This is a genomic window from uncultured Dietzia sp., from assembly GCF_937873725.1.
Classification (GTDB): domain Bacteria; phylum Actinomycetota; class Actinomycetes; order Mycobacteriales; family Mycobacteriaceae; genus Dietzia.
Genome location: NZ_CALMYY010000139.1, coordinates 1 through 25,776 on the forward strand (window position 1 = coordinate 1; position 25,776 = coordinate 25,776).

At 70.8% G+C, this 25,776-nt stretch carries 27 protein-coding genes; 17 read left to right on the forward strand and 10 right to left on the reverse strand.

The window, feature by feature from the left end:
- Positions 1–589 (reverse strand): hypothetical protein (locus Q0444_RS14950; protein WP_299023797.1); only part of this gene is annotated, 589 nt, incomplete at its 3' end.
- A gap of 439 nt (positions 590–1,028) precedes the next feature.
- Here Q0444_RS14950 and Q0444_RS14955 point away from each other — a divergent pair.
- The 3 genes from Q0444_RS14955 (at position 1,029) to Q0444_RS14965 (ending at position 5,531) form a co-directional block, all read left to right on the forward strand.
- Positions 1,029–2,480: a hypothetical protein gene (locus Q0444_RS14955; protein ID WP_299023799.1), complete on the forward strand. Its 1,452-nt coding sequence runs from the start codon at positions 1,029–1,031 to the stop codon at positions 2,478–2,480.
- 28 nt (positions 2,481–2,508) lie between these two features.
- The gene (locus Q0444_RS14960; protein WP_291084334.1) at positions 2,509–3,390 is read left to right on the forward strand and encodes a PspA/IM30 family protein; all 882 of its coding nucleotides are present in this window, start codon (positions 2,509–2,511) and stop codon (positions 3,388–3,390) included.
- A gap of 503 nt (positions 3,391–3,893) precedes the next feature.
- The gene (locus Q0444_RS14965; protein ID WP_299023801.1) at positions 3,894–5,531 is read left to right on the forward strand and encodes an HNH endonuclease signature motif containing protein; all 1,638 of its coding nucleotides are present in this window, start codon (positions 3,894–3,896) and stop codon (positions 5,529–5,531) included.
- A gap of 1 nt (position 5,532) precedes the next feature.
- On the opposite strand, the gene Q0444_RS14970 is transcribed toward Q0444_RS14965, so the two are convergent.
- Positions 5,533–6,837, reverse strand: a complete 1,305-nt coding sequence (locus tag Q0444_RS14970) for an NYN domain-containing protein (RefSeq protein ID WP_299023803.1) — start codon at positions 6,835–6,837, stop codon at positions 5,533–5,535.
- Between the two features lie 99 nt (positions 6,838–6,936).
- Here Q0444_RS14970 and Q0444_RS14975 point away from each other — a divergent pair, with 99 nt between their 5' ends.
- Positions 6,937–7,797, forward strand: a complete 861-nt coding sequence (locus tag Q0444_RS14975) for a mycofactocin-coupled SDR family oxidoreductase (protein ID WP_291084327.1) — start codon at positions 6,937–6,939, stop codon at positions 7,795–7,797.
- Positions 7,798–7,889: 92 nt separating this feature from the next.
- On the opposite strand, the gene Q0444_RS14980 is transcribed toward Q0444_RS14975, so the two are convergent.
- Positions 7,890–8,015, reverse strand: a complete 126-nt coding sequence (locus tag Q0444_RS14980) for a hypothetical protein (protein ID WP_291084325.1) — start codon at positions 8,013–8,015, stop codon at positions 7,890–7,892.
- Positions 8,016–8,226: 211 nt separating this feature from the next.
- Between Q0444_RS14980 and Q0444_RS14985 the strand changes: the two genes are divergently transcribed.
- Both Q0444_RS14985 and Q0444_RS14990 read left to right on the forward strand, forming a co-directional pair.
- Positions 8,227–9,465, forward strand: a complete 1,239-nt coding sequence (locus Q0444_RS14985) for an acyl-CoA desaturase (protein ID WP_291084323.1) — start codon at positions 8,227–8,229, stop codon at positions 9,463–9,465.
- Positions 9,466–9,639: 174 nt separating this feature from the next.
- Complete coding sequence (locus tag Q0444_RS14990) at positions 9,640–10,239, forward strand: TetR/AcrR family transcriptional regulator (protein WP_291084320.1); 600 nt, start codon at positions 9,640–9,642, stop codon at positions 10,237–10,239.
- Positions 10,240–10,246: 7 nt separating this feature from the next.
- Here the strand turns inward: Q0444_RS14990 and Q0444_RS14995 are convergent, their stop codons facing one another.
- The 3 genes from Q0444_RS14995 to Q0444_RS15005 all read right to left on the reverse strand — a co-directional run bounded on the left by Q0444_RS14995 (position 10,247) and on the right by Q0444_RS15005 (position 14,589).
- Positions 10,247–12,796 carry an ABC transporter permease gene (locus Q0444_RS14995; protein ID WP_291084317.1) on the reverse strand — a complete coding sequence of 850 codons (2,550 nt, stop codon included), beginning with the start codon at positions 12,794–12,796 and terminating at the stop codon, positions 10,247–10,249.
- On the reverse strand, positions 12,796–13,563 hold the full coding sequence (locus tag Q0444_RS15000; protein WP_291084314.1) for an ABC transporter ATP-binding protein: 768 nt from the start codon (positions 13,561–13,563) through the stop codon (positions 12,796–12,798). The genes Q0444_RS14995 and Q0444_RS15000 overlap by 1 nt, the downstream gene beginning before the upstream one ends.
- Before the next feature lie 90 nt (positions 13,564–13,653).
- Positions 13,654–14,589, reverse strand: coding sequence for a pseudouridine synthase (locus Q0444_RS15005; RefSeq protein WP_291084310.1), 936 nt, complete (start codon positions 14,587–14,589; stop codon positions 13,654–13,656).
- A gap of 238 nt (positions 14,590–14,827) precedes the next feature.
- On the opposite strand from Q0444_RS15005, the gene Q0444_RS15010 reads away from it, so the two are divergent.
- From Q0444_RS15010 to Q0444_RS15040, 7 genes are all read left to right on the forward strand, one after another.
- On the forward strand, positions 14,828–15,724 hold the full coding sequence (locus Q0444_RS15010; RefSeq protein WP_291084307.1) for a universal stress protein: 897 nt from the start codon (positions 14,828–14,830) through the stop codon (positions 15,722–15,724).
- Positions 15,721–16,008: a GNAT family N-acetyltransferase gene (locus Q0444_RS15015; protein ID WP_291084304.1), complete on the forward strand. Its 288-nt coding sequence runs from the start codon at positions 15,721–15,723 to the stop codon at positions 16,006–16,008. The genes Q0444_RS15010 and Q0444_RS15015 overlap by 4 nt, the downstream gene beginning before the upstream one ends.
- A 134-nt stretch (positions 16,009–16,142) precedes the next feature.
- Positions 16,143–16,424 carry a GlsB/YeaQ/YmgE family stress response membrane protein gene (locus Q0444_RS15020; RefSeq protein WP_291084156.1) on the forward strand — a complete coding sequence of 94 codons (282 nt, stop codon included), beginning with the start codon at positions 16,143–16,145 and terminating at the stop codon, positions 16,422–16,424.
- 99 nt (positions 16,425–16,523) lie between these two features.
- On the forward strand, positions 16,524–16,733 hold the full coding sequence (locus Q0444_RS15025; RefSeq protein WP_291084154.1) for an antitoxin: 210 nt from the start codon (positions 16,524–16,526) through the stop codon (positions 16,731–16,733).
- 74 nt (positions 16,734–16,807) lie between these two features.
- Positions 16,808–17,410 carry a TetR/AcrR family transcriptional regulator gene (locus Q0444_RS15030; protein WP_291084151.1) on the forward strand — a complete coding sequence of 201 codons (603 nt, stop codon included), beginning with the start codon at positions 16,808–16,810 and terminating at the stop codon, positions 17,408–17,410.
- Positions 17,407–18,186: a class E sortase gene (locus tag Q0444_RS15035; RefSeq protein ID WP_291084148.1), complete on the forward strand. Its 780-nt coding sequence runs from the start codon at positions 17,407–17,409 to the stop codon at positions 18,184–18,186. Before Q0444_RS15030 ends, Q0444_RS15035 begins: the two co-directional genes overlap by 4 nt.
- 4 nt (positions 18,187–18,190) lie before the next feature.
- Positions 18,191–18,355, forward strand: a complete 165-nt coding sequence (locus Q0444_RS15040; RefSeq protein WP_291084145.1) for a hypothetical protein — start codon at positions 18,191–18,193, stop codon at positions 18,353–18,355.
- Between the two features lie 28 nt (positions 18,356–18,383).
- On the opposite strand, the gene Q0444_RS15045 is transcribed toward Q0444_RS15040, so the two are convergent.
- Entirely contained in the window at positions 18,384–18,935 is a 552-nt protein-coding gene (locus tag Q0444_RS15045) for a DUF2020 domain-containing protein (RefSeq protein WP_299023811.1), read from the reverse strand.
- A gap of 110 nt (positions 18,936–19,045) precedes the next feature.
- On the opposite strand from Q0444_RS15045, the gene Q0444_RS15050 reads away from it, so the two are divergent.
- The 4 genes from Q0444_RS15050 (at position 19,046) to Q0444_RS15065 (ending at position 22,999) form a co-directional block, all read left to right on the forward strand.
- Positions 19,046–19,669, forward strand: coding sequence for a TetR family transcriptional regulator (locus tag Q0444_RS15050; RefSeq protein WP_291084138.1), 624 nt, complete (start codon positions 19,046–19,048; stop codon positions 19,667–19,669).
- 38 nt (positions 19,670–19,707) lie between these two features.
- Positions 19,708–20,625, forward strand: a complete 918-nt coding sequence (locus Q0444_RS15055; RefSeq protein WP_299023813.1) for a hypothetical protein — start codon at positions 19,708–19,710, stop codon at positions 20,623–20,625.
- Positions 20,626–21,059: 434 nt separating this feature from the next.
- Positions 21,060–21,965, forward strand: a complete 906-nt coding sequence (locus Q0444_RS15060) for an Ig-like domain-containing protein (RefSeq protein ID WP_299023815.1) — start codon at positions 21,060–21,062, stop codon at positions 21,963–21,965.
- Positions 21,966–22,075: 110 nt separating this feature from the next.
- Positions 22,076–22,999, forward strand: coding sequence for a L,D-transpeptidase (locus tag Q0444_RS15065; protein ID WP_291084133.1), 924 nt, complete (start codon positions 22,076–22,078; stop codon positions 22,997–22,999).
- 28 nt (positions 23,000–23,027) lie between these two features.
- Here Q0444_RS15065 and Q0444_RS15070 read toward each other — a convergent pair whose 3' ends face one another.
- From Q0444_RS15070 to Q0444_RS15080, 3 genes are all read right to left on the reverse strand, one after another.
- Entirely contained in the window at positions 23,028–23,975 is a 948-nt protein-coding gene (locus tag Q0444_RS15070) for a triacylglycerol lipase (protein WP_291084131.1), read from the reverse strand.
- The gene (locus Q0444_RS15075) at positions 23,972–24,934 is read right to left on the reverse strand and encodes a triacylglycerol lipase (protein WP_291084127.1); all 963 of its coding nucleotides are present in this window, start codon (positions 24,932–24,934) and stop codon (positions 23,972–23,974) included. Before Q0444_RS15075 ends, Q0444_RS15070 begins: the two co-directional genes overlap by 4 nt.
- The coding region (locus Q0444_RS15080) for a diacylglycerol kinase (RefSeq protein WP_299023818.1) at positions 24,931–25,776 on the reverse strand (846 nt) is incomplete at its 5' end. The genes Q0444_RS15075 and Q0444_RS15080, both read right to left, overlap by 4 nt.

Genomic DNA, 25,776 nt, shown 5'->3' on the forward strand with positions numbered 1-25,776 from the left:
CCGTGCCCAGCGACTCCGTCACCGAACCGAGGTCCTCCGAACCACCGGACAGCGACTCCGTGTCCGAGCCCGTGCCCAGCGACTCCGTCACCGAACCGAGGTCCTCCGAACCACCGGACAGCGAATCCGTCAGCGAACCCAGCTCTTCCGAACCGCCACTAAGCGAATCCGTGACAGAACCCAGCTCCGAGATGATCGAGGCAAGGGAACCACCGGACAAGGACTCGGTCACCGAACCGAGCTCCTCCGAACCACCGGACAGCGACTCGGTCACCGAACCGAGCTCGTTGGAGCCACCGGACAGCGACTCGGTCACCGAACCGAGCTCGTTGGAGCCACCGGACAGCGACTCGGTCACCGAGCTGGTGTCACCCGAACCCGTGGTGATCTTGTCCAGCGAACCCGTCGGGTCCTGCGAGCCGGAGGGCAGGCTGGAGGAGTCAACGTCTCCGGTCGAGCCGAGCGCCGCACCGAGCTCGACGGAACCAACCACCGCACCCACACCGATGCCGATCTCAACGCTCTGCGCGCTGGCAACACCGGGCATGGATCCCAGCCCGAGTCCGGACGCCGCGATAACCGCAACCATCCGCTTGGAGTTCTTCATAGAGACTGCCTTCCGTTGATTTTGACGACCCGGCGACCCGGCTTCCCCTGTCGCCCGGTCCGGCGCGCGGCATATCGCCTCCGCCGTCGGATCGTGTGATCACTCTATCGGGCACTTTTCTGAAGGTGTTACAAGAAGTTGCCTCTTGACACAGCGAACGCCCAGACACGAGAGTTGCTTCATGTTTCGCCGGGAACGCCTTAGTTACTGTGCTGCAGCGGCTTTCGGTCGCCAACCTCGAATTACCTAGACCCGGCTCGGTGAACATCCGTTTACGAAATGCCCCAGGAACACGTTCTAGTGAGATTGATCACTTCTAATCAAATTCTCTCCGGCTCGCCCCGGGGAGGCCACAACCGGGCCTCATTCTTGGCAAACTTGAGGTCTCCCTCAATTTCTTTGCCCCCGATCTAGGAGCGCCATGTCAGCGAGCATCACCGGAGTCCAGTTCCCCACGGAACCCGATGGGAACCGCTCCACCGGGCGGCTCGCCAGGCAGGTCGTTGCCGACGCCCTGGCCGCCGTGGACCCGGTGGCTGCCGAGCGGGTCGGGGGGATCAAGGACTGGCGAAAGGGGTACATCGAGCCCTTCACCCGGATGGTTGAAGTGGGCGTGGCCGACTCCGCGAAGTGGGACGGCGTGGCACGGGCGGCCCTCCGCTCGCTGCAGTCCCGCATGGTCGGCGTCCACGAGGCGGACGGAGAGATGATCGAGACCCCGATGTCGGACTACCTCGCCGTCGTCGCCTCGTCCTCCACCCCTGGCATCGAGACGATCCAGGGCACGGCGACCCCCGCGCGCGAGCTCTCCATCCCCTACCGTGGCGAGAACCTGTCGGGCGAGGCACTTCGCCGCCGACTCGACACATGGGTCCGCGACGGGGTGATCGAACCGAGTTGCGCGGCCGCGCTCAGGGTGGTGCAGGAGAACCCCGAGTGGCTCTCGCTCCCCGGCCGCAGCATGCTCGTCCTGGGCCTCGGCTCGGAGATGGGGCCGGCGGGCCCGCTGTTGCGATGGGGTGCCGATGTCCTGGGCGTGGATCTGCCCTCCAGCCCGGTGTGGGACCGCTTCCGCGGGGAGGCCTCCGAGTTCGCCGGCCGGCTCCACATCCCGACCGACGAGACCGGTCGCCCGGGCATCGATCTGCTCACCCAGCTCCCCGAGCTGGCGGCGTGGGCCCGATCCGCGGCCCCCGCCCCGCTGACCGTGGGCAGCTACTTCTACGCCGACGGCGGGACCCACGTCCAGCTCTCCTCCGCGGCCGACGCGCTCGTCGTGGACCTGCTCTCCGACTCCACCGCCGACGCCCTGGCCTACCTCGCCACCCCGATGGACACCTTCGTGGTCCCGGCGGACGTGCGGGAGGCCTCCGATGCCGCGCTGGCGGCGCGCAGGCCCACGGACGTCAAGAAGATCGTCGGCACCCTCACCGGCGGCAGGGTCTTCCACCGCAACTACGAACCCGGAACCGGCCCGGCGGTGCACGACGCACTGGTCCCCCAGCAGGGCCCCAACTACACGCTGGCCAAGCGGGTCCAACGCTGGCGCGCCACCGCGGCCTTCGCCGACGGCCACACCGTCTCCGTCAACGTGGCCCCGGCCACCAACACGCACTCGGTCACCAAGAACAAGATCCTCGCGGCCACCTACAAGGGCGCCCACGCGTTCGGCATCGAGATCTTCGAGGCCGCCACCTCGTCGGCGCTCCTCGCGGCGATGATGGTCCACGACCTCAACGTGGGGCGACCGGACGTGACCGTCCAGTGGGAGCACGAGTCGCACGGCGCGGCGTCGGGCGGGCTGTGGCGCCAGCCGTACCTGCCGCGAACCGCCCTGCCGGTGGCCGCATTGCTCGGTACCGTCAAGAGGTAGTACCCGCCGCGACAGTCAGGACCCCGCCATGCCGAACCCGTTCTCCAAGGGCTGGAACTATCTCAAGGCCTCGCTCGACAAGAAGGTCGACGACGCCGCGGACCCCAAGATCCTCGTCCACCAGGCCATGAACAACGCCCGCGAGCAGCACAAGTCCGTGGCGGATCAGGCGGCCGCGGTGATCGGCAACGCCAAGCAGCTCGAGATCGCGATGGGTACCAAGGCCCGCCAACTCGACGAGGTGCAGGGGCAGGTCCGGCAGTCACTCCAGCTGGCGGAGTCCGCGCGCGCCGAGGGCGACACCGCCAAGGCCGCCCGGTTCGACGCGCAGGCCGAGCAGCTGGCCGGGCGGTTGGTGATGGTGGAGCAGGACCTGGAGAACACCCGCCAGCTGCACGGACAGGCGGTCCAGGCCGCGGAGCAGGCCAAGCACGCCGTGAAGGAGTCCGAGCACCGACTGCGTGAGACCCTCGCACAGGAGGACCAGCTCCTGCTCCAGGCCACGCAGGCCGAGATGCAGCACCGGACCACCGAATCCATGACCACCCTGGAGGGCGTCGGTGGCGGCAACTCCCCCACCTTCGACGAGATCCGCGCCAAGATCGAGAGCCGCTACACCACGGCGCTCGGCAAGCAGGAACTCGCCGAGGCCACGGGAGCCATGTCCACGGCCCAGCTCGACGCCGCCGCCCACATCCGCGAGTCCGAGGGCCGGTCCAAGCTCGAACAGATCCGCGCCTCCATGGGCCTGACCGGCGGCGCCGACGCGGGCACCGACCGTCAGCTGACCGAGGGGACCGAGCCGTCGGCCGCCCCCGATCCCGCCGCCTCCGACCCCGCCGTCGCAGAACCGGAGTCGGGCTCCACGACCCCCTCGGACCCCACCCTGCCCCGGGACACCAGGGACTAGCCGAGCCGCGAGGAGCCGCCCTGCCCCCCACGCCAGCCAGGCCCGCCAGACCCACGGCCTCCGGCCGACTCGCCGAGGCCGGGTCCGTCGTGTTCACGCGCAGGCCGCCCGTCTCGCGCGGGCAGCCGTGGGCGGCGGTCACCGATCGGGCGATCCGGCCGACGGGGTGGAGGTCGAGGCGTGCGAGGCGCCGGGCCTCGTCGTCGTCCGTACCGGCCCCGACGGGTGGCTCCTCACCGTGAGGATCGAGGGCTACGACGACGAGGCGGGCCGGGATCCGGACGCACCCCGCTTCGGGCCGGACCACCACCCCGGCCTGTCCGGGCACTACCGGTCGGTGCTTGGCGGTGGAGGCTCGGCCGGCGCCCCTCCCTGCCCTCTCCCGCCCGTCGCCCGCCGACCGGATATCCGCAGGTGGACGGGTTGTGTCGTACCCCGTTGCTAGGGTGTTGCCATATCGAACGTACAAGCGATTCGACGACCGGAGCGAGGAGGTGGGGTCGGTGGCGACAGCAGGAACAACGGCGGGGCGGACGGCGGGCGTGGCGGCGGCCGGTCGCGCCGCCATGGAAGCGCTCCGTGCGGAGAACCGCGCCGCCGCGGCCCGAGTGCGCGCCTGCCATGAGCTACTCGATCTGTGCGAGGAGGAACAGCTCGTCCGCGACCTCGAGGCCGGTTACTACGACCCCGACGGCCCTGAGCGCCCGCGCGATCACGCGGTTCTCGACCCCTTCGACGTGGCGTGCGCGGAGGTCGTCGCCGTCTACGGGGCCCACCACAATCGCGCCTCGGCCATGCTCACCCAGGCCCGCACCCTCGTGCTCAGCTTCCCCGGGATCGTCGAGGCGATGGAGGACGGCCTCCTGGACGAGGCCACGGCGACCCTGCTCACCCGCCACATGAGGACGGTCGACCCGTCGGTTCTCGACAATGTGCACCGCCTGGTCGTGGACTGGCTGGTCGCGTCGATCGAGTCGGGGGATCGTCCCGGCCGCAACGCGATCCTGTCCATGACGGACAAGATCATCGCCTCCTTCGACCCAGCGGGGGTCTTGGCGCGATGCAGGGCCGCAGTGCGTGAACGCCGAGTCCGGGTCCGGCGCGGCGTGGACGGCATGGCGGACCTTCACGCCCTCCTGTCCTCCACCGAGGCGGAGGCCATCAGGAAGACGCTGGACGCCACCGCCCGGGACGTGGCCGAGCGGGAGAGAGCGGCCAGGGTCGAGGCCGCGCGCCGGTCGGCAGACCCGTCGGCCGACTACAGCGACCCCACCACCCTCGACGAACGCCGGGCGGATGCCCTGGTCGAGGCCGTCCTGGGCTCGACCCCCCTGGGTTCGACGGCCCCGGGCACGACCGCCCCGGGCACGACCGCCCCGTCCGACGAGGGGGAGGGCGCGGGCGAGGCGAAGGGCGAGCAGCAGCAGGCGAACCCCGGGCCCCAGATCCGGCTGAATGTCACCGTGCTGGCCCCGTCCGGTCCCGGCGATGAGCCCGAGGTGTACCTCCCCCGCGGCGGTCCGGCCACGATCGACGCCCTCATCGCCCTGCTCGCCCGGAGCGTGGGAGCGACCATCACCGTCCCGAACCCGGAACCGGGTTCCGCGGATTCCGCCCAGGGCAGGAGCAGGTATCGCATCAGCGCCGAGTTGGCCAGAGCCGTCAGGCTCCGCGACGGCACCTGCCGGCACCCCGGCTGTTCGGTTCCGGCGGAGGACTGCGACGTGGACCATTGCCGGCCCTTCGACCACGGCGATCCGGCGCGGGGCGGCCAGACCGAGGAGCGCAACCTGATGTGCCTGTGTCGCCGGCACCACAGGTTCAAGACCTTCCACGAATGGTTCTACCAACTCGACCGCGACGGGACCCTCACGGTCATTACCGACTCCGGCCACACCATCACCACCCTCCCCGACGGCCCGTTGGCCAGGTGGCGCAGGCGGACGGGCCAGGACGGCGGGCCCGGCACCACCGACGTGGACCTGTCCGCCCTCATGCGGCCGTGGCTCCACCCCCGGCCCCTCAGCACCCACTGGTTCCGCCGAGCCTGCCGCCTCGCCGCCGAACGACGGAGCAACATCGAGTCGGCGCGGGCCGACATCTCGGACGACATCCCAGATGACGACCCACCGCCGTTCTGACTCAGCGGTGCTTGAGCAGAACCGCTCGGATCCCCTCGTGGAAGCCGTCGCGGAGCCGGACCCGCTGCGCCTCGGTCAGGGTGAACTCGTTCAGCATCTGGCACGCGAACTGCAGCAGCGGACGGTCGATGCCCGGCGGGAGCACACCCCCGGAGAGCAGGTGCGCCTGATCCCGCTGGTCCTCGGTGGCGGCCTGCTCGTACCACCAGGTGGCATACTGCTGGCCCACGTCGAACGGCGTCTGCTCACCGGACGAGGTCCAGACCTCCTCCGAGAGCGGAACGAACTTGGAGCGCAGCGGGCGACGATGCGGCTTCATCATCGACGGGCTGGGCCGCGACGACCCGTTGGACTGCGGGCCGGGGCCGGGCACCTGGTGCTGGGGCTGGGGCTGGTCCTGGTGCTGGTCCTGGTGCTGGGGCTGCGGCTGGTCGACCGTCGCGGGTGCCTCACGGGTCGGTCCGGTCGTCGCCTTCACCTCTGGGACGACGTCGGGACCCGCCGGAGTGTCGGAATCCTGCGCCTCGATGAGCACTGCACATTCCTGCTCGTCGGCGGCGAGTTCCTCGGCGTCCGCGGCCCGTTCCTCGTCGGCGATCGTCAGCCTGGTCTCGTCGGCGACGGAGGTCGCTGCGGCGCGATCGGATCGGAGGTCGGCCTCGACCAGCCCCACCGTGCCCGATCCCTCGGGCTCCCCGGCCTCGTCGCCGGGAGTGGCGGGCCGCTCCGACGTGAACCGCACCTTCGGCGGGATCGGCCCCTCGAGAACCCTGATCTGCATCGCATCGTGGAAGTCGGTCCGCGGATCCAGGACCGTCGTGGTGTCACAGGCGTGTCGCAGGGCCGACGAGATGGAGTCCCACCCGAAACCCACCAGATGCATGCGCACCCCGGCGTCGACCGCCACCCGGACTCCGGGGATCATGTCCGCGTCACCGGTGACCAGAACCATGTCCGAGCAGTGTCCCTTGTACGCAGCCTGGATCATGTCCGCCACGAGAAGGGTGTCCACCGCCTTCTGCGTTCGGCGATCGCCCCATTCGATCAGCTGCCCCGCCCGCAGCTGAACACCCTCGATCACCCGCAGGGTCCGCTGGTAGCGGTGAGGCCCGGAGTCCGGGATCCCGTCGTACCAGTTCTGCCTCTGCACGGGCTGGTCCACCAGACCGTGGGCGACCTGATCTAAACGGTGCACGACCGTGGCCAGCGACACCTCCAGCTGGCCTCGCGCACCCTCCTCCCACGAGTTGTAGAAGCTAGCCAGTAGATACGAGGTATCCACTAGAACAAGTGTCCGTTGCAGCATGATGATCACTACCTGTCTGTTTGTCTAAGTTGACTTCCAGCATGCCGCAGGGCGGACGACCCCGCAGGGCCCGCCACCGATCACCCGAGGAGACCCACCATGTCGAACCCTGCCATCACCCCGCCCGACCTGACCGGGCGGGTCGTACTCGTCACCGGAGCGGCTCGCGGGCAGGGCCGTGCGCACTGCGAGGCCTTCGCCTCCGTCGGTGCCGACGTGATCGCCCTGGACCTGTGCCGCGACATCGACACGGTCCCCTACGCGATGGCGCGGCCGGAGGACCTCGAGTCGACCGCGGAGTCGGTCCGGGCCCGGGGCCGGCGGTGCGTGACCGCGGAGGTCGACGTCCGGGACCTGGCCGGGATGCGGGAGTCCGTCGACGCCGGGGTCGCCGAGCTCGGGGGACTCGACTTCGTGGTGGCCAACGCCGGGGTCTCGCCGACGCCCGCCGCCTCGTGGGAACGCAGCGAGGCGGAGTGGGACACCACACTGGACATCAACCTCAAGGGGACCTGGGTCACCACGACGGTGGCGATCCCGCACATCCTCGCCACCGGCCGGGGAGGCGCGGTGGTTCTCATCAGCTCGATGGTCGGCCTGCGCGGCGCACCGTTCACCGCCAGCTACACGACCTCCAAGTGGGCGGTCCGCGGCCTGGCCAAGTCGCTCGCCGGCGAGCTCGGCTTCTCCGGCGTCCGGTGCAACTCGATCCACCCGGGCAACGTCCGGACCCCGATGATCGACAACCCGTCGATGATCGCGATGATGACCGGCGGCGAGGGGACGACCCTGGAGGACGCGGCCGAGACGTTCAGCGGCATGAACCAGTTGCCGGTGCCGTGGGTCGAGGCTTCGGCGATCGCCTCGATGGCCGTCTACCTGTGTAGCGACGCCGGCGCGGGGATCACGGGCGCGTCGATCCCCGTCGACCTCGGTGGCAGCGAGCGGTTCGGCATCTGATCCGACGAGCGCCGGCCCGCCTCTCGCGCGAGAGGCGGGCCGGCGCTGTTCTGGATCTGTCCCGTGCTAGCCGTACTGTCCGGGGAGGTCGGTCACTTGGTGGGCGCGACCGGGCGGGGCACGCTCAGGGTCGAGCCGGTGGCGCTCCACACCAGGGTCCAGAAGATGTCGACGACAGGCTGGATGGCCTGCAGGAAGATGTCGTTGGCGTTGCTCATGGCTGTTCCCCTCGGTGGTTCGATCTGCGATTCGCACTGCGGCAGTTCTGGAAAGACGAGTCGAGTCCTCGACACGCGACAACCACTATGTCGCCGCGAACCCAGCCGACGTTACACAACCGTGACATCTGCGGCAGAATCGAATCGTCTCCACTGTGACTCACACCACGAATTCTACCTACGCGACCGTAAGTTACGATACCGTAGGTTCATGGCAATCACCGACATCCCGGAATTCGCGCATCTCACCGAATCCGACATCGAGGCCCTCGGTGCGGAACTCGAGGAGATCCGTCAGGACATCATCGGATCGCTGGGCGAGCGGGACTCCGCCTACATCCACAACACGATCCGCTTCCAACGCGCACTCGAGGTGGGCTCCCGCGCGCTGTTGATGCTCGGGTCACGCAACAAGACCGCGTGGGCGATCGGAGCCGGGGCGCTGGGAGTCTCCAAGATCGTCGAGAACATGGAACTCGGGCACAACATCATGCACGGGCAGTGGGACTGGATGAACGACCCGGAGATCCACTCCACCACGTGGGAGTGGGACATCGTGGGCACCGCCGAGCATTGGAAGCAGACCCACAACTACATCCATCACAAGTACACCAACATCGTCGGCCTGGACGACGACGTGGGGTACGGCGTCCTCCGCGTCACCCGTGACCAGCGTTGGCACCCGTTCTTCTACGGGAACATCGTCTACAACGCCGCCCTCGCGCTCCTGTTCCAGTGGGGCGTGGGCATCCAGCACCTCGAGCTGGGCAAGGTGGCCAAGGGTCGCGACGACCGCCGGGAGACCATGCAGAAGGTCGGCGTGTTCGCCAAGAAGGCCGGCCGGCAGCTCGCCAAGGACTACGTCCTCTACCCGGCGCTGTCCCGCAAGGGCTGGAAGTCCACGATGACCGCGAACCTGGTGGCCAACGGCATCCGCAACGTGTGGACCAACGCCGTGATCTTCTGTGGGCACTTCCCCGACGGTGCCGAGAAGTTCACCAAGAAGGACGTCGAGAACGAGACGCAGGCGGAGTGGTACCTGCGTCAGATGCTCGGGTCCGCCAACATCACCGGCGGTCCGGTCGTCGACTTCCTCTCGGGCAACCTGTCGTACCAGATCGAGCACCACATCTACCCCGACATGTCGTCCAACCGCCTGGCCGAGGCGTCGGTCCGCGTACGTGAGGTGTGCCGCAAGTACGACCTGCCCTACGTGGCGGGCCCGCTGCCGGTCCAGTACTTCAAGACGTGGCGGACCATCGCCAAGCTGTCGCTGCCCGACCACATGCTGCGCGCCACCGCGGATGACGCCCCGGAGACGCACTCCGAGCGCATGTTCGAGGACCTGCCCAAGCCGCTCCCGACGCAGGAGGGCCGGCGCGCCGGACTGCAGACGGCGATGCGGTACAAGCGCAGCCGCCGGGCCGGCGAGGTCTCCTCGGCGGCCTGAACCACCCGGGTTCCCCGAGCGCACGCCCCGACACCGAATCAGGTGTCGGGGCGTGCTGTTGTTTCGGCGCCCTCGACGGGGAACCGGCGATAGGCTGACGCACGGGTCGGCGGGATTCGTCGACGACCGCGCTACAGCGGTCGAGCCACACGACACACGACGACGGGAGCCACTATGGAGGACCGGCGCATACTCATCGCCGATTCGGCGATCGAGGTGGTGGCCAGGGACGGTGTCCGAGCGCTCACCCACCGCGCCGTGGATTCCGAGGCCGGGCTGGCGTCCGGCTCCACCTCGTACTACTGCCGCACCCGAGCGCAGCTCCTCGCGCTCACGGTGGACCGCCTCACCTCGCTGCTGCGGGGATTCGTCGAGGTCTCCGGCATCCAGGACCTCGCCTCCTCCGACGCCGACGACCTCCTGTCGACGCTCAACCGCATGATCGACGGACTGCTGTCCGACTACCGCGGCGAGCTCGCGGCACGGTCCGCGCTGATCGTGGAGCTCACCGGCAAGCAGGACACCACCGACCTGGTGGCCGCGCTCCTCGACCCGACCGACCTCGCGGGGGCGCTCGACGCGGCCGGCCTCCGCGACCCCGCGGTCGCCGCGCTCGACCTGCTCACCGTGTTCGAGGGACTGCTCTGGGAGCGGACCATGGGGCGCCTGGCCCACGTCGAGATCGACCCCAAGCACGACGCCGACATCCTCGGCGCCGTGCTCGCCCGGCACGAGCACCGGGGTGCCCGCAACCTCTTCGGCCTGCGGCGATAGGACGCCGTCAGTCGGCGATCGCCTCGAGTGGGCCGGTCATGGCCGCCCGGTGGGCGGGCCACAGCGAGGCCAGCACCCCGACGACCGCCGAGCAGACCAGGACGATCCCGATGGTCCCCCACGGGATGGTCGTCTCGCTCAGGCCGCTGTCGGCGAGGACGGACACGAACGCCCACCCCAGGTAGACGCCGACGGCCGCGCCGATCAGCGCCCCGAACACCGCGATCTGGGTGGACTCGAGGTTGATGGTCCGCCTGATCTGCGACCGCTGCATCCCGACCGCGCGCAGCATGCCGATCTCCGTGCGCCGCTCGATCACCGACAACGCGAGGGTGTTGACGATGCCCAGCACGGCGATCACCAGGGCGAGCCCGAGCAGTGCGTAGATGATCGTCAGCAGCTGGTCGATCCCGCCGGACTGCGCGTCGATGTACTGCTGCTTGCTCTGCACGGTCGCGATCGGGGTCTCGGCGAGTTCCCCGGTGACGTTGGCCAGCACCTGGTCGGGGGACGTGCCGGGGGCCGCCCTGGCGAGCACGATCGCGGTGGAGCGGAGGCTCTCGGGGACCAGGCGGTCGTAGACGTCCATACCGGTGTAGAACTGCCCGAGGATCTGGGCGTCCTTGTACACGCCCGTCACCCGGAGCGTGGATTCGGAGCCGTCCGGCCCCACCAGCGGGACCCGCGCGCCCATGGTCCACCCCTTGTCGCGGGCGACCTCCTGCGAGACGACGAGCGAGTCGGCCCCCGGCTCGAGCGAGCCGTCGACCACGGTGGCCCGGAGCAGGTCCTCGACGGGCCCGCCGGCGGCCGCGATCGCCTGGGGCTCGCCGCCGAGACGGCCGAATCCGAAGGCCAGCCAGGCCACCTCGCCGACCCCGTCGACTCCCGCGATCTGCTCCTCGATCCCGCCGGCCAGCGGGGTCGGCGGCCCCTGGGAGGCCACTCCCTGGACGATCACGTCGGCGTTGATCCCCTGGTCGATGAGACCGCTGATGCTCTCCTTGGTCGTGGCACCGAGGGTCCCGAACGCCGCCACCAGGGTGAGCCCGAGGGTGAGCGCGAAGGCCGTCGCCGCGGTACGGCGGGTGTTCCGGCCGGCGTTGGTGGCCGCGAGCTTCCCGACGGCCCCGAAGGGCGCGCCGATGAGTCTGCCGATCCCGCCGGCGATGGGCTTGGCCAGGGCCGGCATCACGAGGAAGCTGCCCACGATGAGGGCGGCCGCACCGATGCCCACGGTGATCGCGCCGCTCTTGGTGGTGTCCTGCCAGGTGCCGATGAGGGCGAGCAGCACACCGCTGACCACGGCCATCACGCCGACCGAGGTGCGCCAGGCCCCACCCGCCTCGGTCGAGGCCGAGCCCACGCGCATGCCCTGGACTGGCGCGACGCGTCCGGCGCGGCGGGCCGGGGCCCACGCGGAGAACACGGTCACGACGAAGCCCAGCGCGAGCGGGGTGACGACCGACATCGGCGTGAGCGCCAGGGCCCCCGACGGGATGCCCAGGTCGAAGGCCTCGAGAACCGCGAAGATCGCCTTGGCCAGACCGAACCCGGCCAGCACTCCGATCGCGGACCCGATGAGGCCGGTGAGCGCGGCCTCTGCGAGCACGGACCGGGTGAGCTGCCCGCGGGTGGCGCCGATCGCCCGCAGCAGCGCCAACTCCCGCAGGCGCTGTGCGATGAGCATGGAGAAGGTGTTGTAGATGATGAACGTGCCCACGAGCAGCGCGACCAGGCCGAAGGCCACGAAGAAGTAGTTGACAAAGTCGAGGATGGTCGAGAGCTGCTCCGAGAGCTTCTCCTTGACCTCGGCGCCGGTGCTCACCGTGTACCCGGGGAACTCGGCGGCGAGGGTGTCGCGCACCTCTTCCTGGCTCACCCCGGGCGCGGCCTGCACTGCCACGTTCCTGGCGTTGACCCCGTCGGTGAACAGTTGGCGGGCGCGCTCGGAGGAGAACCCGACCCCGACGTATCCGCCCACGTCGGTCTCGTTGGCGGACGTGCCGACGACGGTGACGTCGAGCATCCCCTCGGAGGTGGTGTACACCCGCGCGGAGCCGCCGATCGCCAGACCGGCCTTGTCCAGCACCGATACGGGGAGCACGACCTCGTCCGGACCCGTCGGGGCCCGCCCCTCCGCGATCCAGCTGCTGCTCCCCACGGCCTGGTCGGGCTCGACCCACTCCAGCCCCTCCGAGGGAGCGCCCCCGGACTGGTACGGGGTGCCGTCGGCGTTGAACAGGACCACCGTGCCGGAGACGCCGGGAGTGGCCGCCTGGACGCCCGGCAGTTCGAGGGCGCGCTCGGCCACCGTGAACGGCACGCCGCCGCCACGGGGGTCCTCGGGCTCGATCATGGCCGACAGGTCCTGCGTGCCCTGGTCGAGCAGGCCGTCGAAGGTCGCTTTGAGGGTCGAGGTGAACACGAGCGACCCGGTGACGAACGCGGTGCCCAGGACCACGGCGAGCACCGAGAGCACGAGGCGCAGCTTGTGCGCGGCGATGTTGCGGAGCGAGACCCGCAGCATCGGCCGGGGGTGGCGGGTGGCTGCCATCACCGCTCCTCGAGGGCGCCCATGGCCGCCAGGATGTCGTCGGCGGTGGGATGCTCGAGCTCGCGGACCACCCGGCCGTCGGCGAGCAGCAGGACGCGGTCGGCGTAGGTGGCCGCGCGGGGGTCGTGGGTGACGATCACGACCGTCTGCTGGTAGTCGTCCGCGGCGCTGCGCAGGATCGACAGCACCTCCGCCGACGAGGTGGAGTCGAGGTTGCCGGTGGGCTCGTCGCCGAACAGGATGTCCGGCCGCCCGACCAGCGCACGGGCACACGCCACGCGCTGCTGCTGTCCGCCGGAGAGCTCCGACGGCCGGTGCGAGAGCCGGTCCGCGATGCCCAGGCGTCCGATCACCTCGTCGAACCACTCGCGGTCGATCGCGTTCCCGGCGATGTCCTGCGGGAGGGTGATGTTCTCCTCGGCGGTCAGGGTGGGGACCAGGTTGAAGGACTGGAACACGAACCCGATCCGGTCCCGCCGCAGCGCGGTGAGCTCCTTGTCCGCCAGACCGACGATCTCGGTGTCCCCGATCCGGACCGACCCGGACGTCGGCCGGTCCAGGCCCGCCATGCAGTGCATGAGCGTGGACTTGCCGGAGCCCGACGGGCCCATGATCGCGGTGAAGCGCCCGCGTTCGAAGGACGCGCTGACGTGGTCCAACGCCCGGACCTCGGTCTCGCCGTCTCCGTAGGTCATAACGAGGTCGGTGGCGACGGCTGCGTACGCCGCGCCCTCGGCTCGGTGCTGGGTCTCGGCCTGCGTGGTCATCTGCTCCCCTGGATCATGGTCGTCGTCCTAAAGCATGCAGGAGTTCGGAGCCGGTGCCGACAGGGGATTGCCCTGATTTCCGCCCCGGGCCTACCCGGGCGGCCACGACTCGAGCGTCCTGCGGGTCCTGAACTGGCGTTTCTCGGCGGACACGGGGTCTGTGAACCCGATCACCTCCGCGAGGAGTTGGAGCGGCCGGGAGAAGTCGGCGGGCCCGACCGCGCGCACCCGGGGGTAGAGGTCGTCACCCAGGATCGGCGTGCCCAGCGCGTTCATGTGCACGCGGAGCTGGTGGGTGCGCCCGGTGGTGGGCTCCAACCGGTACAGGCCGAGCCGATCGGCACCGGTGCCGCGCGCCTCGAGCAGGGTGATCCGGGTGTGGGCGTCGGGCTCGCCGTGGACCTCCGCCGCCTGGAGGATCCCCCGGGTCTTGTGGATCCGGCTGGACCGTTCCCGCACCTCGGGGGTGCCGACCGGTGCCGGCGCGACGGCCAGGTAGGTCTTGTCGACCCGTCGCGCGGCGAAGAGCTCCTGGTAGGCACCGCGGTGGGCGGGGTCGACGGTGAGGACCAGGACCCCGGCGGTGAGCCTGTCGAGCCGGTGGGCGGGCGCCAGGTCGTCCAGCCCGAGATCCCGGCGGAGCCGGACCAGCGCGGTCTCGGTGACGTGCCCGGCGCGCGGCGTGGTGGCGAGGAAGTGCGGCTTGTCGACGACGACGAGGCGCTCGTCCCGGTGCAGGATCCCGATCTCGAACGGCACCGGCACCTCGGGCGCGGGGGTCCGGTACGTCCACACGTCCATCCCCCGGCGCCGCCGCGTGGCGTCGGTGACGGGCTCCCCGTCGGCGGTGACGACCTGCCCCGCGGCCAGGGCCGCCTCGAGCTCGGCGAGCCGGTCGGGAAACCGCCTCCGGAGTTCCTCGGGGATGCTCCGGGGCCCCTGTCCGGGGTCGGCCAGCCGGATCCTGACCGGATCGACGCCGTCGCGCAGCGGCAGCGGACGGCGGGGCCGTCGGGGCTTCTGCATGTGCGGAGTGTAGTCGCTGGGCTACACTCCAATCTCGCACCACATGCCCCACCCGTCACTCGTACCCCGGGAGTTTTCATGATCGACGCCGTCGTCGACTTCTTCCTCTTCGGCCCCGGCCGCGCCGTCCTCCCGGCGTTCCAGGGCAGCTTCACCCTCGCGTACCCGTCCAACGCCCCGTTCCCGGACGAGTTGTAAAGCCCCCTCCGCCAACCGGGGGCGGCGGTACCCTCGGGGCATGGCTCATCTCGAGAATTCAGTAGTCGTCGGTATCGACGGGTCGGCGGCGTCGACCGGCGCCGTCGCCTACGCCGCCAACACCGCCGCCACGCGTGGTATCCCGCTCGTCCTGGTCACCTCTTACACCATGCCCGCGGCCATGTTCGCCGAGGGGATGATCCCGCCGCAGCCCGTCTACGACGAGCTGGAGAGGGAGTGCGTGCCGATCGTCGAGCAGGCCAGGGCCACCGCGCTCAAGGTCGCGCCGGGCATCGAGGTCTCCCACGTGATCGTCGAGGGCAACCCGTCGCAGGTCCTCATCGACTACTCCCGCCAGGCCAAGCTCATCGTCCTGGGCTCCCGCGGCCTCGGCGGCATCAAGGGCATGGTCCTCGGCTCCGTCTCGGCCTCCGTGGCCAGCCACGCGTTCTGCCCCGTCGTGGTGACCCGCGAGGACACCGACGACCTCGACCGCACCGGACCCGTCGTCGTGGGCATCGACGGCTCGGAGATCAGCGCCAAGGCCACGGAATGGGCGTTCGCCGAGGCCTCCGCCCGCAACACCACCCTCATCGCCGTGCACACGTGGATGGACCCGCAGGTCCAGGCCGCGGCCGCCGGCATCGCCCTCACCGAGGAGGACTGGAAGCAGCTCGAGGAGCAGCAGCTCGAGACCCTGTCCGAGCGGCTCGCCGGATTCTCCGACCGCTACCCCGACGTCACGATCGAACGGTTTGTCACGCGCGACCGTGCGGTCCGCGCCCTCGTGGAGAAGTCCGAGGACGCCCAGCTCGTCGTCGTCGGTTCCCACGGGCGCGGCGGCTTCACCGGCATGGTTCTCGGATCCACCAGCCGGGCGCTCCTGCAGGCTTCACCGTGCCCGGTCATGGTCGTCCGTCCGGAGTCGAACCGATGAGCGCCGGGGAGACGATCGAGGTCAGGCGCGACGCGGCCGCGGGCCGGTTCGAGATCGTGGTGGACGACGTGGTGGCCGGGTACGCCGACTACGGGGACGCGGACGGGGTTCGCACGTTCCCCCACACCGTCGTCGCGGAGGAGTTCGGTGGCCGGGGGCTCGCGGGCACGATGGTCGGCGAGGCCCTCCGGATGACCCGGGAGGAGGGGCTGCGGGTCCGCCCGGCGTGTTCGTTCGTCGCGCGGTACGTGGAGAAGAACCCCGACTCGGCCGACCTCGCCTGACCAATCCGGTAACGAATGAGCGACGTTTAACAGCACACACGCTCCCACCGGAGGCGATCATGGTCCCGACGTGTTCTCCTGTAGAGGCGGCCCGTCCGGGGCCGTGATCGACTCTCGGGAAAGGACCAATCGACATGGGAACCATCATCGCCTGGATCATCATCGGCGGGCTCGCCGGCTGGATCGCTTCCAAGATCATGAAGCGTGACGCCCAGATGGGCATCGGCGCCAACATCGTCGCCGGCGTCGTCGGCGCGTTCATCGTGGGCTGGATCGTGTCGTTCTTCACCGGCGGCTCCGCGATGCCGGACGCCTTCTCCATCCCCGGCGTCATCGCCGCGATCGTCGGCGCCTGCCTGGTGATCTGGCTCTTCAGCCTCATCTCCGGCCGCAGCAAGCGTGGCACCCGCGTCTGATCGTTCTCGATCGGAACACCTCCGACGGCCCGGCCCCGGCATCACCGGGCCGGGCCGTCGGCTCATAGCCCACCCGCCCACCACGAGAAAGGTCCCACAGTGAGTTTCCTCAACAAGATCAAGAGCTTCGCCAGCAAGAACCCGGATAAGGTCCAGGTCGCCGTCGACAAGGCCGGAGACCTCTTCGACCAGAAGACCGGCGGCAAGCACGCCAAGCACACCGACACCGTCCAGGAGAAGGCCGGCGAGTTCCTCACCGGCCGCGCCTCGGACACCCCGCCCACCGCCGGCGGGCAGCCACCGGCATGACCTCGGTGGCCGGTGCCGCCTCCCGCGGCACCGGCCCCGACGTGCTGGGGGTCACAGCCGATAGTCTGTCCACTGTGACGAGCACACGGTCGACCAAGCCCGGGCCGCGGGAGCGACTCCTGGCCACGGCGACCCGGCTGTTCTCGACCAACGGGATCCGCGCCGTGGGCATCGACCGGATCCTCCGCGAGGCGGGTGTGGCCAAGGCCAGCCTCTACAACACCTACGGGTCCAAGGACGAGCTCGTCGTGGCGTACCTGAGGTCCGTGGCCGAGCGCGACCGGGCCCTGTGGCAGCGGCGCGCGGACGCCTCGCCCGACGCTCGCGGCCGGATCCTCGCCCTGTTCGACATCGTCCGGGAGCGGGTCGAACCCGCCACCCCCGGTTCCTGCCACCTCGCCGCCGCGATCGAGTTCCCCCGGCCATCCACCGACGGCGAGCGCGCCATCCGCGCAGCCGTCGCGGATCAGCGGACCTGGGTGGCAGCCACCCTCCGCGCCGAACTCGCCGGCATGGGACTGCAGGATCCGGACAACATCACGGACCTCGCCGACCGGCTGGCGATCCTCCACGACGGGTCCGTCACCGCGGCCATGCTGGGGGAGGTCCGGACCACGGCGATGACCGCTCGGAGCATGGCCGAGCTCATCCTGGGGCTGGTCACCGAGTCCTCGTGAGGCGGACGGTGGGCGTACTGGGCGAGCTGCTCATCACGGTCGGGGTCGTGCTGGCGCTCTTCGTGGTCTATCAGGTGTGGTGGACCGACCTCGGCGCGGCGCGCGCCCAATCGTCCGCGGACGCCGAGCTGGAACAGCGGTGGGCGGCGGGACACAACCCCCGAAGCGGCGGGGAGCCCGTGACCGACGAGCCGCTCACCGGCACCGCGTTCGCCCGGCTCTACATCCCGGCCTTCGGATCGGACTACCGGTTCGCCGTGGTCTCCGGCACCGACGGCGCCGCCCTGGAGATCGGGCCGGGACACTACACGGAGACGCAGGCCCCGGGAGAGCCGGGGAACTTCGCCGTCGCGGGGCACCGGGTGGGCCGGGGGTCGCCGTTCAACGACCTCGACGCGCTGCGGACCTGCGACGCGCTCGTGTACGCCACCGCCGACGAGTGGCTGATCTACCGGGTCCTGCCCGTCGACGCGCCCGACCGGGCGACCGCCCGGGCCCAGGCCGCCGGCTGCCTGCCCGCGGACGTCGCCGACCGCGCGACCTCCGGGCCGTACGAGTGGCTGTCCGGCGTGTCGATCGTCCGACCGGAGGACGTCCGGGTGATCGACGCCGTACCGGGCCACCCCGGGCCCGCAACCCCGGAGATGCTGCCGCTGACCACGCTCACCACGTGCCATCCCCAGTACTCCGCGGCGGAACGGCTCGTCGTCCACGCGGTGCTCGACCGGACCGAGCCGCGCGTGGACGGCGTGGTCCCCGACGAACTGAGGGGGTGAGCGCGTGTACGCGTGGCTCTACGGCAAGCTCCCCGGCCCCACTCCACTCCGGGTGGTGCTGGTCCTGGCCCTTCTCGCCGCGGTCGTCCTCCTCCTCATGGAGGTCGTCTTCCCGGCGGTCGATGCACTCATGCCCTACTCCGACGTGTCCGTCGGCAACCCTGGCTGACCCGGACTGATCCCGACCGCGGCGCCGGTCAGGCGACGACCCGCGGCGCCACGAGCTCGGCCACCCGCTGGACCTTGACGGACTGTTCCTGGGTCGACTGCACCGCGAGGACCTGCGTGCCGCGGGCCAGGACGACCAGGGCTCCGCCCGCGCCGCCGGTCCGGCCCCCGGTCCATCCGCCCCCGATGTCCGAGCGCTCGGACTCCCCGACGGGGGCGGACTCGTCGACCAACCGGGTGGCCGCCTCCGCCGACCCCGCCGTGAAGACGGTGGTGGTGAGCTGCACGGCCCCGTCGGAGCTGTAGAAGAAGCACGCCGCCGGGTCCACGCGGTCGTCGATCCGCACCTTCGTGGCCAGTTCCCCGTTGAGACGGGACACCTCGTCGAGGGACAGATACGGGCAGTCGGCCTCCGCCACGGGCTCGGGCTCGAGGACCTCCGGCTCGCGGCTCGGCGGCGGGGCGGTCCGGATCGTCCCCCTCTCCGCAGCAGGCTCTGGCACCGCGCCACCGCACCCCGCGAGCACTCCCAGCAGGACGACGGACACGGTCGCGGGAAGAGCCCCGGAGGCGATACGCATGACGCCCAGGATAGGTGCCCGCCCGCTGGGTAGGGTTACCCGTACTAAGTACTCCGATCGACCTGAGTACACCGATCGACCTTCATCCTCACCGACCGGGAGGCGACACCATGACCGCCGCGACCGGCCGGCCGAACGGCAACGACAGCGCGGACGACCGTCGGCGCGAGCTCAGGGAGACCATCTCCGCCGTCGCGCTCGACCTGGTGCTCGAGCGCGGGCTGGACGCCGTGACGGTGGACGAGATCTCCAGGGCCTCCAACGTGTCCCGCCGGACGTTCTTCAACTATTTCCCCTCCAAGGTCGCCGCCTGCATCCCGGAGATGATCCCCGCCCAGGACGAGGCGATCGAGCAGTTCCTCACCGACTTCTCCGTCCCGACCATGACCGCTCTGTCGCGACTGCTCTGGCTGCAGGTGTCCAACGCCCGCCGTCAGAGCTCGGCGTTCGACAAGTTCCACGACATGTGGCGGCGAGAGCCCGGGATCCGCAGCGAGGTTCACGAGATCCTCGACCGGGCCGAGGAGCGGGTGGCGGCCCTGGTGGCCCGACGTGAGGGCAGGTCCCCGGGGTCGGCCGACGCGGTGACGGTGGCCGCGGCCTCCATCGCGATCCTGCGGGTCGCGGTCGAGCGCTGGCGCACCGACCAGTCCGGCGCGAAGCTGGAGCACCGCATCCAGGAGGCGTTCGAGGCCATCGCCCGGTCGGTGACGCTCGACGCCCCCGACGACTGACCGCGGGTCCGGTCGGGACCGGGACGTAGGATCGTCGCATGCGATCGCAGCGACCCCGCGCGGCTACGGGGGGACGACTCATCCGGGCCGTGGGGATGCTCACCGCTGCGGCCGCATTCTCGGGGTGTTCCTCTCTCGGGTTCTCCGGAGCGGCCGACTCCGGCCCGCCGAGACTGTCGCCGAACCCGCAGCCCGAGATCGCCGCCTCGATGCTGGACGGTCGGCCCGCCCCCGCGATGCGCCTCAACGCCTGCGAACTCCTCGACCTGACCCCCGCCCGTGTCATCGCGCTCACCGGCGCCGACATGCCCGACGTCGAGCCCACGGGCTCGGGCGACCTCGGCTTGCTGTGCACCTACGGAGGCCCGGGCTCGCCGGAGCGGTACGAGGCAGAGCGTGAAGAGGCGGAGCGCGAAAAGGCAGAGCGTGAAGAGGCAGAGCGTGAAGAGGCAGAGCGTGAAGAGGCGGAGCGCGTGGAGGCTGCATCGGGGGACACCGAGGCCGGAGCGACCGGCACCACGGCGACGTCGACCACCACGGCGGCCACACCCACCACGGCCGACACCGACCCCGACCCCGACTACGTGCCCGACAGCGTGGCGGTGGGGGTCGTCAAACCGCTCGGCGGTTCGCGGGCCGCGCTCGCCGGCCAGTCGGCCTTGCTCGGGGCCCGCTATGCGTGCTCTGGGATCCGCGGCGAGGGCGCGTCGTCGGTGGAGGGTGCCGCCGCCGGCGCTCCCGGGGCCCCCGCGCCGGTGCGACCGGACCTGGGCTCGCCGTACATCGACTGCGTGGCGGCGCCGACGGGTGGCGGCGTCGAGGTCCATACGATCCTCGTCGCCGACAGCGACCTGTGGCACCTCACGCTGATCAGGCCGGGCACCCCACGGTCACCGGAGGCGGAGGCGCGGGCACTCGCCGGTCTCCACCGGATCGCCAACCAGATCCTCGACTGACGAGGTCTCCGGTCCATCGGCAAAGGGGAACGGCGCCGGAGCCCCCCAGCATCCGACGCCGCTCCCACCCTCTCGGCCGGCCCGCACCCCCACGAGCGGCGATCCACGACCAGCCCCTCATCGCCACCGCATCCCCCAACATCGGCGACTGCGTCGATAATATGTTGCACGCCCGCCCGAATCAAGAACTTGATCTGGAGATTCGAGTTGACTATTGCTCAATACTTCTTTCCTAGCGAACCTACCTTCACTTGCGCGCGCCTCGACCCGAGGTCCGGCGGCCGGCGCGGGCGAGCGGAGGCGGGCGCGAGTGCAGGGGAATCGACCCCGGAATCGACCCCGCCACCCCCGTCGAGGTTCTGTGGCCAAAGTGGCAGGTGTTACTGTCGTGACTCATGGGGTCCAGTGTCGTGTCCGCGTGCCGAAGGAGAACGATGTCCCGCCGAACCCGTTCGATCGCGACCCTGGTGGCCACGGCCGGCCTCGTCGTCGGACTCTCCCCCGTCGCGTCCGCGCAGTCCGTCTCCGGGTCGGCCGGCGCCATCGGCATGGAGACGACGCCCATCTGGACACCCGCACTCCCCGGCCTGACCGCGCCGGTCCTCACCCTCCCCGTCGCCTCGCCGCGGAAGCCGACCGCCGAGACCGGGGTCGCGGCGGTGTACCCGACCCGTGACGAGACGGTGGGGGTGGCGCAGCCCATCATGGTCACCTTCGACCAGCCGATCACCGACCGCGCCCGGGCGGAGGCCTCGGTGTCGGTCCGTACCGCGCCGGCCGTCGCGGGCAGGTTCTACTGGGTCGGCGACTCCGAGCTGCGGTGGCGGCCGCACGAGTTCTGGCCAGCCAACACCTCGGTCACCGTGTGGGCCGGCGGCGGCGAGCACACGTTCCGTACGGGCGACGCCGTGGTCTCCACCTACGACGACGCCACCCATCTCGTCACCGTCACCCGCAACGGCAAGACCGAGCGCACAATGCGCGCGTCCGCCGGCCGGGCTCCCTACTTCACCTACAACGGCGTCTACTACAACGGCTGGCGCGCCCGCGAGGTCCGCATGGACTCCTCGACGTGGGGCCTGTCCCGTGGCGCAGGCGGCTACGACACGGTGGTCAACGACGGCGTGCGCCTGAGCTACGACGGGATCTTCATCCACTCCGCGCCGTGGTCGGTGGCCGACCAGGGGGTGCGCAACGTCTCGCACGGCTGCATCAACCTCAGCCCCGAGGACGCGGCGTGGTACTACGAGAACACCCGCAACGGCGACCCGTTCATCGTGATCAACGGACCGGGCAGGCAGTTCGGGGCATTCGACGGCCAGGGCGACTGGAACCACTGAGCGCCGCCCCTCGACCGAGGACGCATGAAACACAATCGCTGTGCCACACGACATCCCAAGAGAATGCTTGGCCTAGGCTGACGACACCCCCGCCGTTCCCAGGAGTACCGATGACCCCCTCGCCACGGACACCAGTCCTCGCCGCGGTCCTCGCCGCGACGGCACTGCTCGCGGGCCTCGCCCCGGCCGCGACCGCGCAGTCGGTGATGCCCCCGAGCCCGCCCGGGATCCCGCAACTGGAGAACGCCCCGGTGTTCACCCCCCTCATCCCCGGCGTCGGGGCGATGCCGGTGCTGACCTACCCGGTGGTCGGGCCCGACCGTCCCACGCCCGAGTACGGCGACGTCAACGTCTTCCCGACCCCGAACGAGGTCGTCGGAGTCGCCCAACCGGTCATGTTCTTCTTCGACCGCCCCATCGCCGACCGCGCGCGCGCCGAGGCCACGATCGGCATCCGCACCGAGCCCCCCGTGGCCGGCAGGTTCTACTGGGTCACCGACTCCGAGGTGCGGTGGCGCCCGCACGCCTTCTGGCCGGTCAACACCTCCGTCACCGTCTGGGCCGGCGGCAAGCGTCAGCAGTCCTTCCGCACCGGCGACGCACTGATCGCCGAGTACGACGACCGCACCAAGCTCGTCACCGTGACCCGCAACGGCCAGCCCGTCCGCACCATGAGGGCCTCCGCCGGGAAGCCCGGCTGGGAGACCTACAACGGCGTCTACTACACCGGCCAGCGCGGGCGGAACGTCCGGATGAACTCCGCGGCCTTCGGCCTGCGGATCGAGGACGGCGGGTACGACTCGATCGTCAACGACGCCATCCGGATGAGCTACGACGGCATCTACATCCACTCCGCGCCGTGGTCGGTCGCCGACCAGGGCGTCCGGAACGTCTCGCACGGCTGCATCAACATCAGTCCGGCGGACGCGGCGTGGTACTACGAGAACTCCCGCAACGGCGACCCGATCATCGTGAGGAACGGCCCCGGCCGGCCCTTCGGCGCCTTTGACGGCCAGGGCGACTGGAACTACTGAGCTCGCCCCGCGCCGAGACCCCGACGCCCTACCGCGGCGGGACGGGCGCGAGGACGCCGAGAATCCCGTCGGCCGGGACGCACCTCGGTGGCCTCGCGTCGGCAGCGTCGGCGGTACCGCCCAGCGCGTCGACCACCAGATCCACCGCGCGCGGCGAGGCGAGCACCGTCAGGTGTCCGGAGCGGTCGGCCTCGCAGCCGTCCTGCAGGCGGGTCACTGTGAGGTCCACGAAGTCCGGCACCTCGGGAGCCCTGACCGGCCCGGTGAGCTCGTCGTAGTCGGAGACCACGGCGACGTACCGGACGCCGCGCGCGAACGGCACGCCCTCGTCGCCGAGCCACGCGAGCGTCGCCTCGGCGTCGCGCCGGGAGGTCTCGGCGGACAACACCCCCAGGATGTCGGTGACGAACCCGGGCGGCCCCTCCCCCGACTTCGCCGGATCCGCGCCCAACGTGACCACTGTGCGCACCGCCTCCGACCGGCTCGTGGTCGCGACGTACGAGGCGACGATCGCGCCCTGGGAGTGCCCCACCAGGTCGACCCGCCCCGCCCCGGTCAGTTCTCGCACGCGGTCGACCTCGGCGACCAGCTGCGGCGCCGAGGCCCCGGTGAGCGAGTCGAGCCCCCCGGTCGAACCGGCCCCGGGCGGCGCGCCCACCGTGGGTGCCCACACGCAGTAGCCCTCGGCCGCCAGCGCGGCGCCGAACGTCGCCCACGAGTTGCCGCCGTTGAGCCCGGTGCCGTGCACGAGGATCACCGGCTCGGGGTGCCGGGGGGTGGGCCGGCAGTCGTCGCGGTTGATCCCGGGCGGGTCGGCCAGCCCGTGGGTGAGCTGGTACGCCGCGCCGTCCCACCACCGCCACGGGACCTGGTCCGCCCCGATGGGGTCGGCGCCGGCCCGGACCGGGGCGACGACGACGAGGGCGGCGGCCGCCAGCAGGCCCGCGACCCCCGAGCCCGGCCGACGGATCGTCATGATCCCGGAAGGGAGGGGACCGGGCCCAGATAGGGCGCGATGGCCTCGCACCGCGGCACCCGCGGGGTCGCCGGGTCGAGTGCATTGAGGACGAAGTCCGCCGCCCGCGGGTCGGAGGCGATGGCCAGGTGCTCGGACCGGTCCTGCTCGCACCCGTCCTGCACCACGACGTTGGTCGTCAGCGGACCCGGCACCAGGCCCGAGGTGAACGGGACGATCAGCTGGTCGTAGCGGGTGGCCACGTTGAGGTAGGTCACGCCGGGCGCGTACGGGCTCCCACCCGACCACAACAGCTGTAGCACCGTCGAGCCCGGGGCCATCTTGGCCAGCGAGGGGATCCGGGCCAGCTGGTCGGAGACGGCGGGGAAGCCGTCGAGCGACCTGCGCATCCCCCCGCCCGCGCCCTCCCACAGGGGGGCGATCGACGCGACGGTGTTCACCCTGCCCGGCCTGCCGACCTTGGCCACCAGCCCCGAGACCAGCGTGCCCTGGGAGTGACCCACCAGGTCAACCTGCTCTGCGCCGGTCGCGGCCAGGACGCGGTCGATGAACTCGCCGACCTGCGGCACCGACACCCCGGTGATGTCCGAGAGGCCGCCGAGCATGTTGATCGGCCACGGCTGGCCGGGGAGCGCGCCGTAGGTCAGGGTGAACACGCAGAAGCCCTCGTTGTGCAGGAGCGGACCGTAGGTCGCCCAGTTGGTCACCGCTCCCCCGGCGGTGCCGTGCACGAGGACCACCGGTCGCGGCTTGGCGGGCGACGGCCGGCAACCCCAGTCGTTCGCGCCGGGCAGCTCCGCCCCGGGCTGCCCGGCCGCCATGGCGGCCCCGGTGAGGAAGCTGTACGGCACCGGCAGAGGGGCCCGTGACGCGGGATCCGTGGCGCTCGCGGCGCCCACCCCGGACAGGGAGAGCGCGACGGCGGCGGTGAGCGCGGACGCGGCGCGCAGGAATCTCATCCACCCATTAAGCCACGCCCGGTGATCATCGGAAGGTCCTTCGCGTAGACCACTCCGGGATCCGCCGCCACCACCGCCTCCACCGCGTTGACCAGCCGCATCGCGGTGACGAGCATGCCGGAGACGTTGTGGTCGCCGTGGGAGTCGTAGTGGGTGAACTCCACCCGCATCTCCGGCTGGCCCCGGATCTCGATGCGGTAGCACCCGTCCCCGTGATCGGGCCGGGGCCAGTCGGGGGCCTGGTCGGGCGCGGTGCGGGTGACGTGTTCCAGGATGATGCGGTCCTCGCCGTCGACCTGTCCCACCACCTCGAACCGCATGGCGGCCTGCGTGCCGGCAGGCACCTCGCACGCCAGCAGCGACAGGTCGCGGTCGGCGGCGAGCCGCTCGTGCCGCTCAACCAGCGGCTCGTCGAGGGTCACGTCGAGCGCGGCGGCGAGCTGGCGGACCACCGACCCCCAGCCGGCGGCGAGCATCCCCGGCCGCAGCAGCGGCGGCAGCGACTCCATCGACTGCCCGAAGCCGAACAGGCGGCGCATGGTCTCGCCCTGGTGGTACACCGAGTAGTCCGCGATCTCACCGACCCGGATCAGGTCGATCCGCCGCGACAGGCTGGTCATGGCCAGCGGCAGGACGTCGTTGGCGAACCCCGGGTCGATGCCGCCCACGTGCAGCGTCGCCCCGCCGTCGCGCCCGGCCGCGGCCAGGGCGTCGATCATCTCCTCGGGCAGGATCCCGTGCGGGTACTGCAGCAGCACCGGGCCGGAGGCCACCACGTTGATGCCGGCCCTGAGGAACTCGGTGAAGTCCTCGATGCCGCCCATGAACCGGGTCTCGGTCTC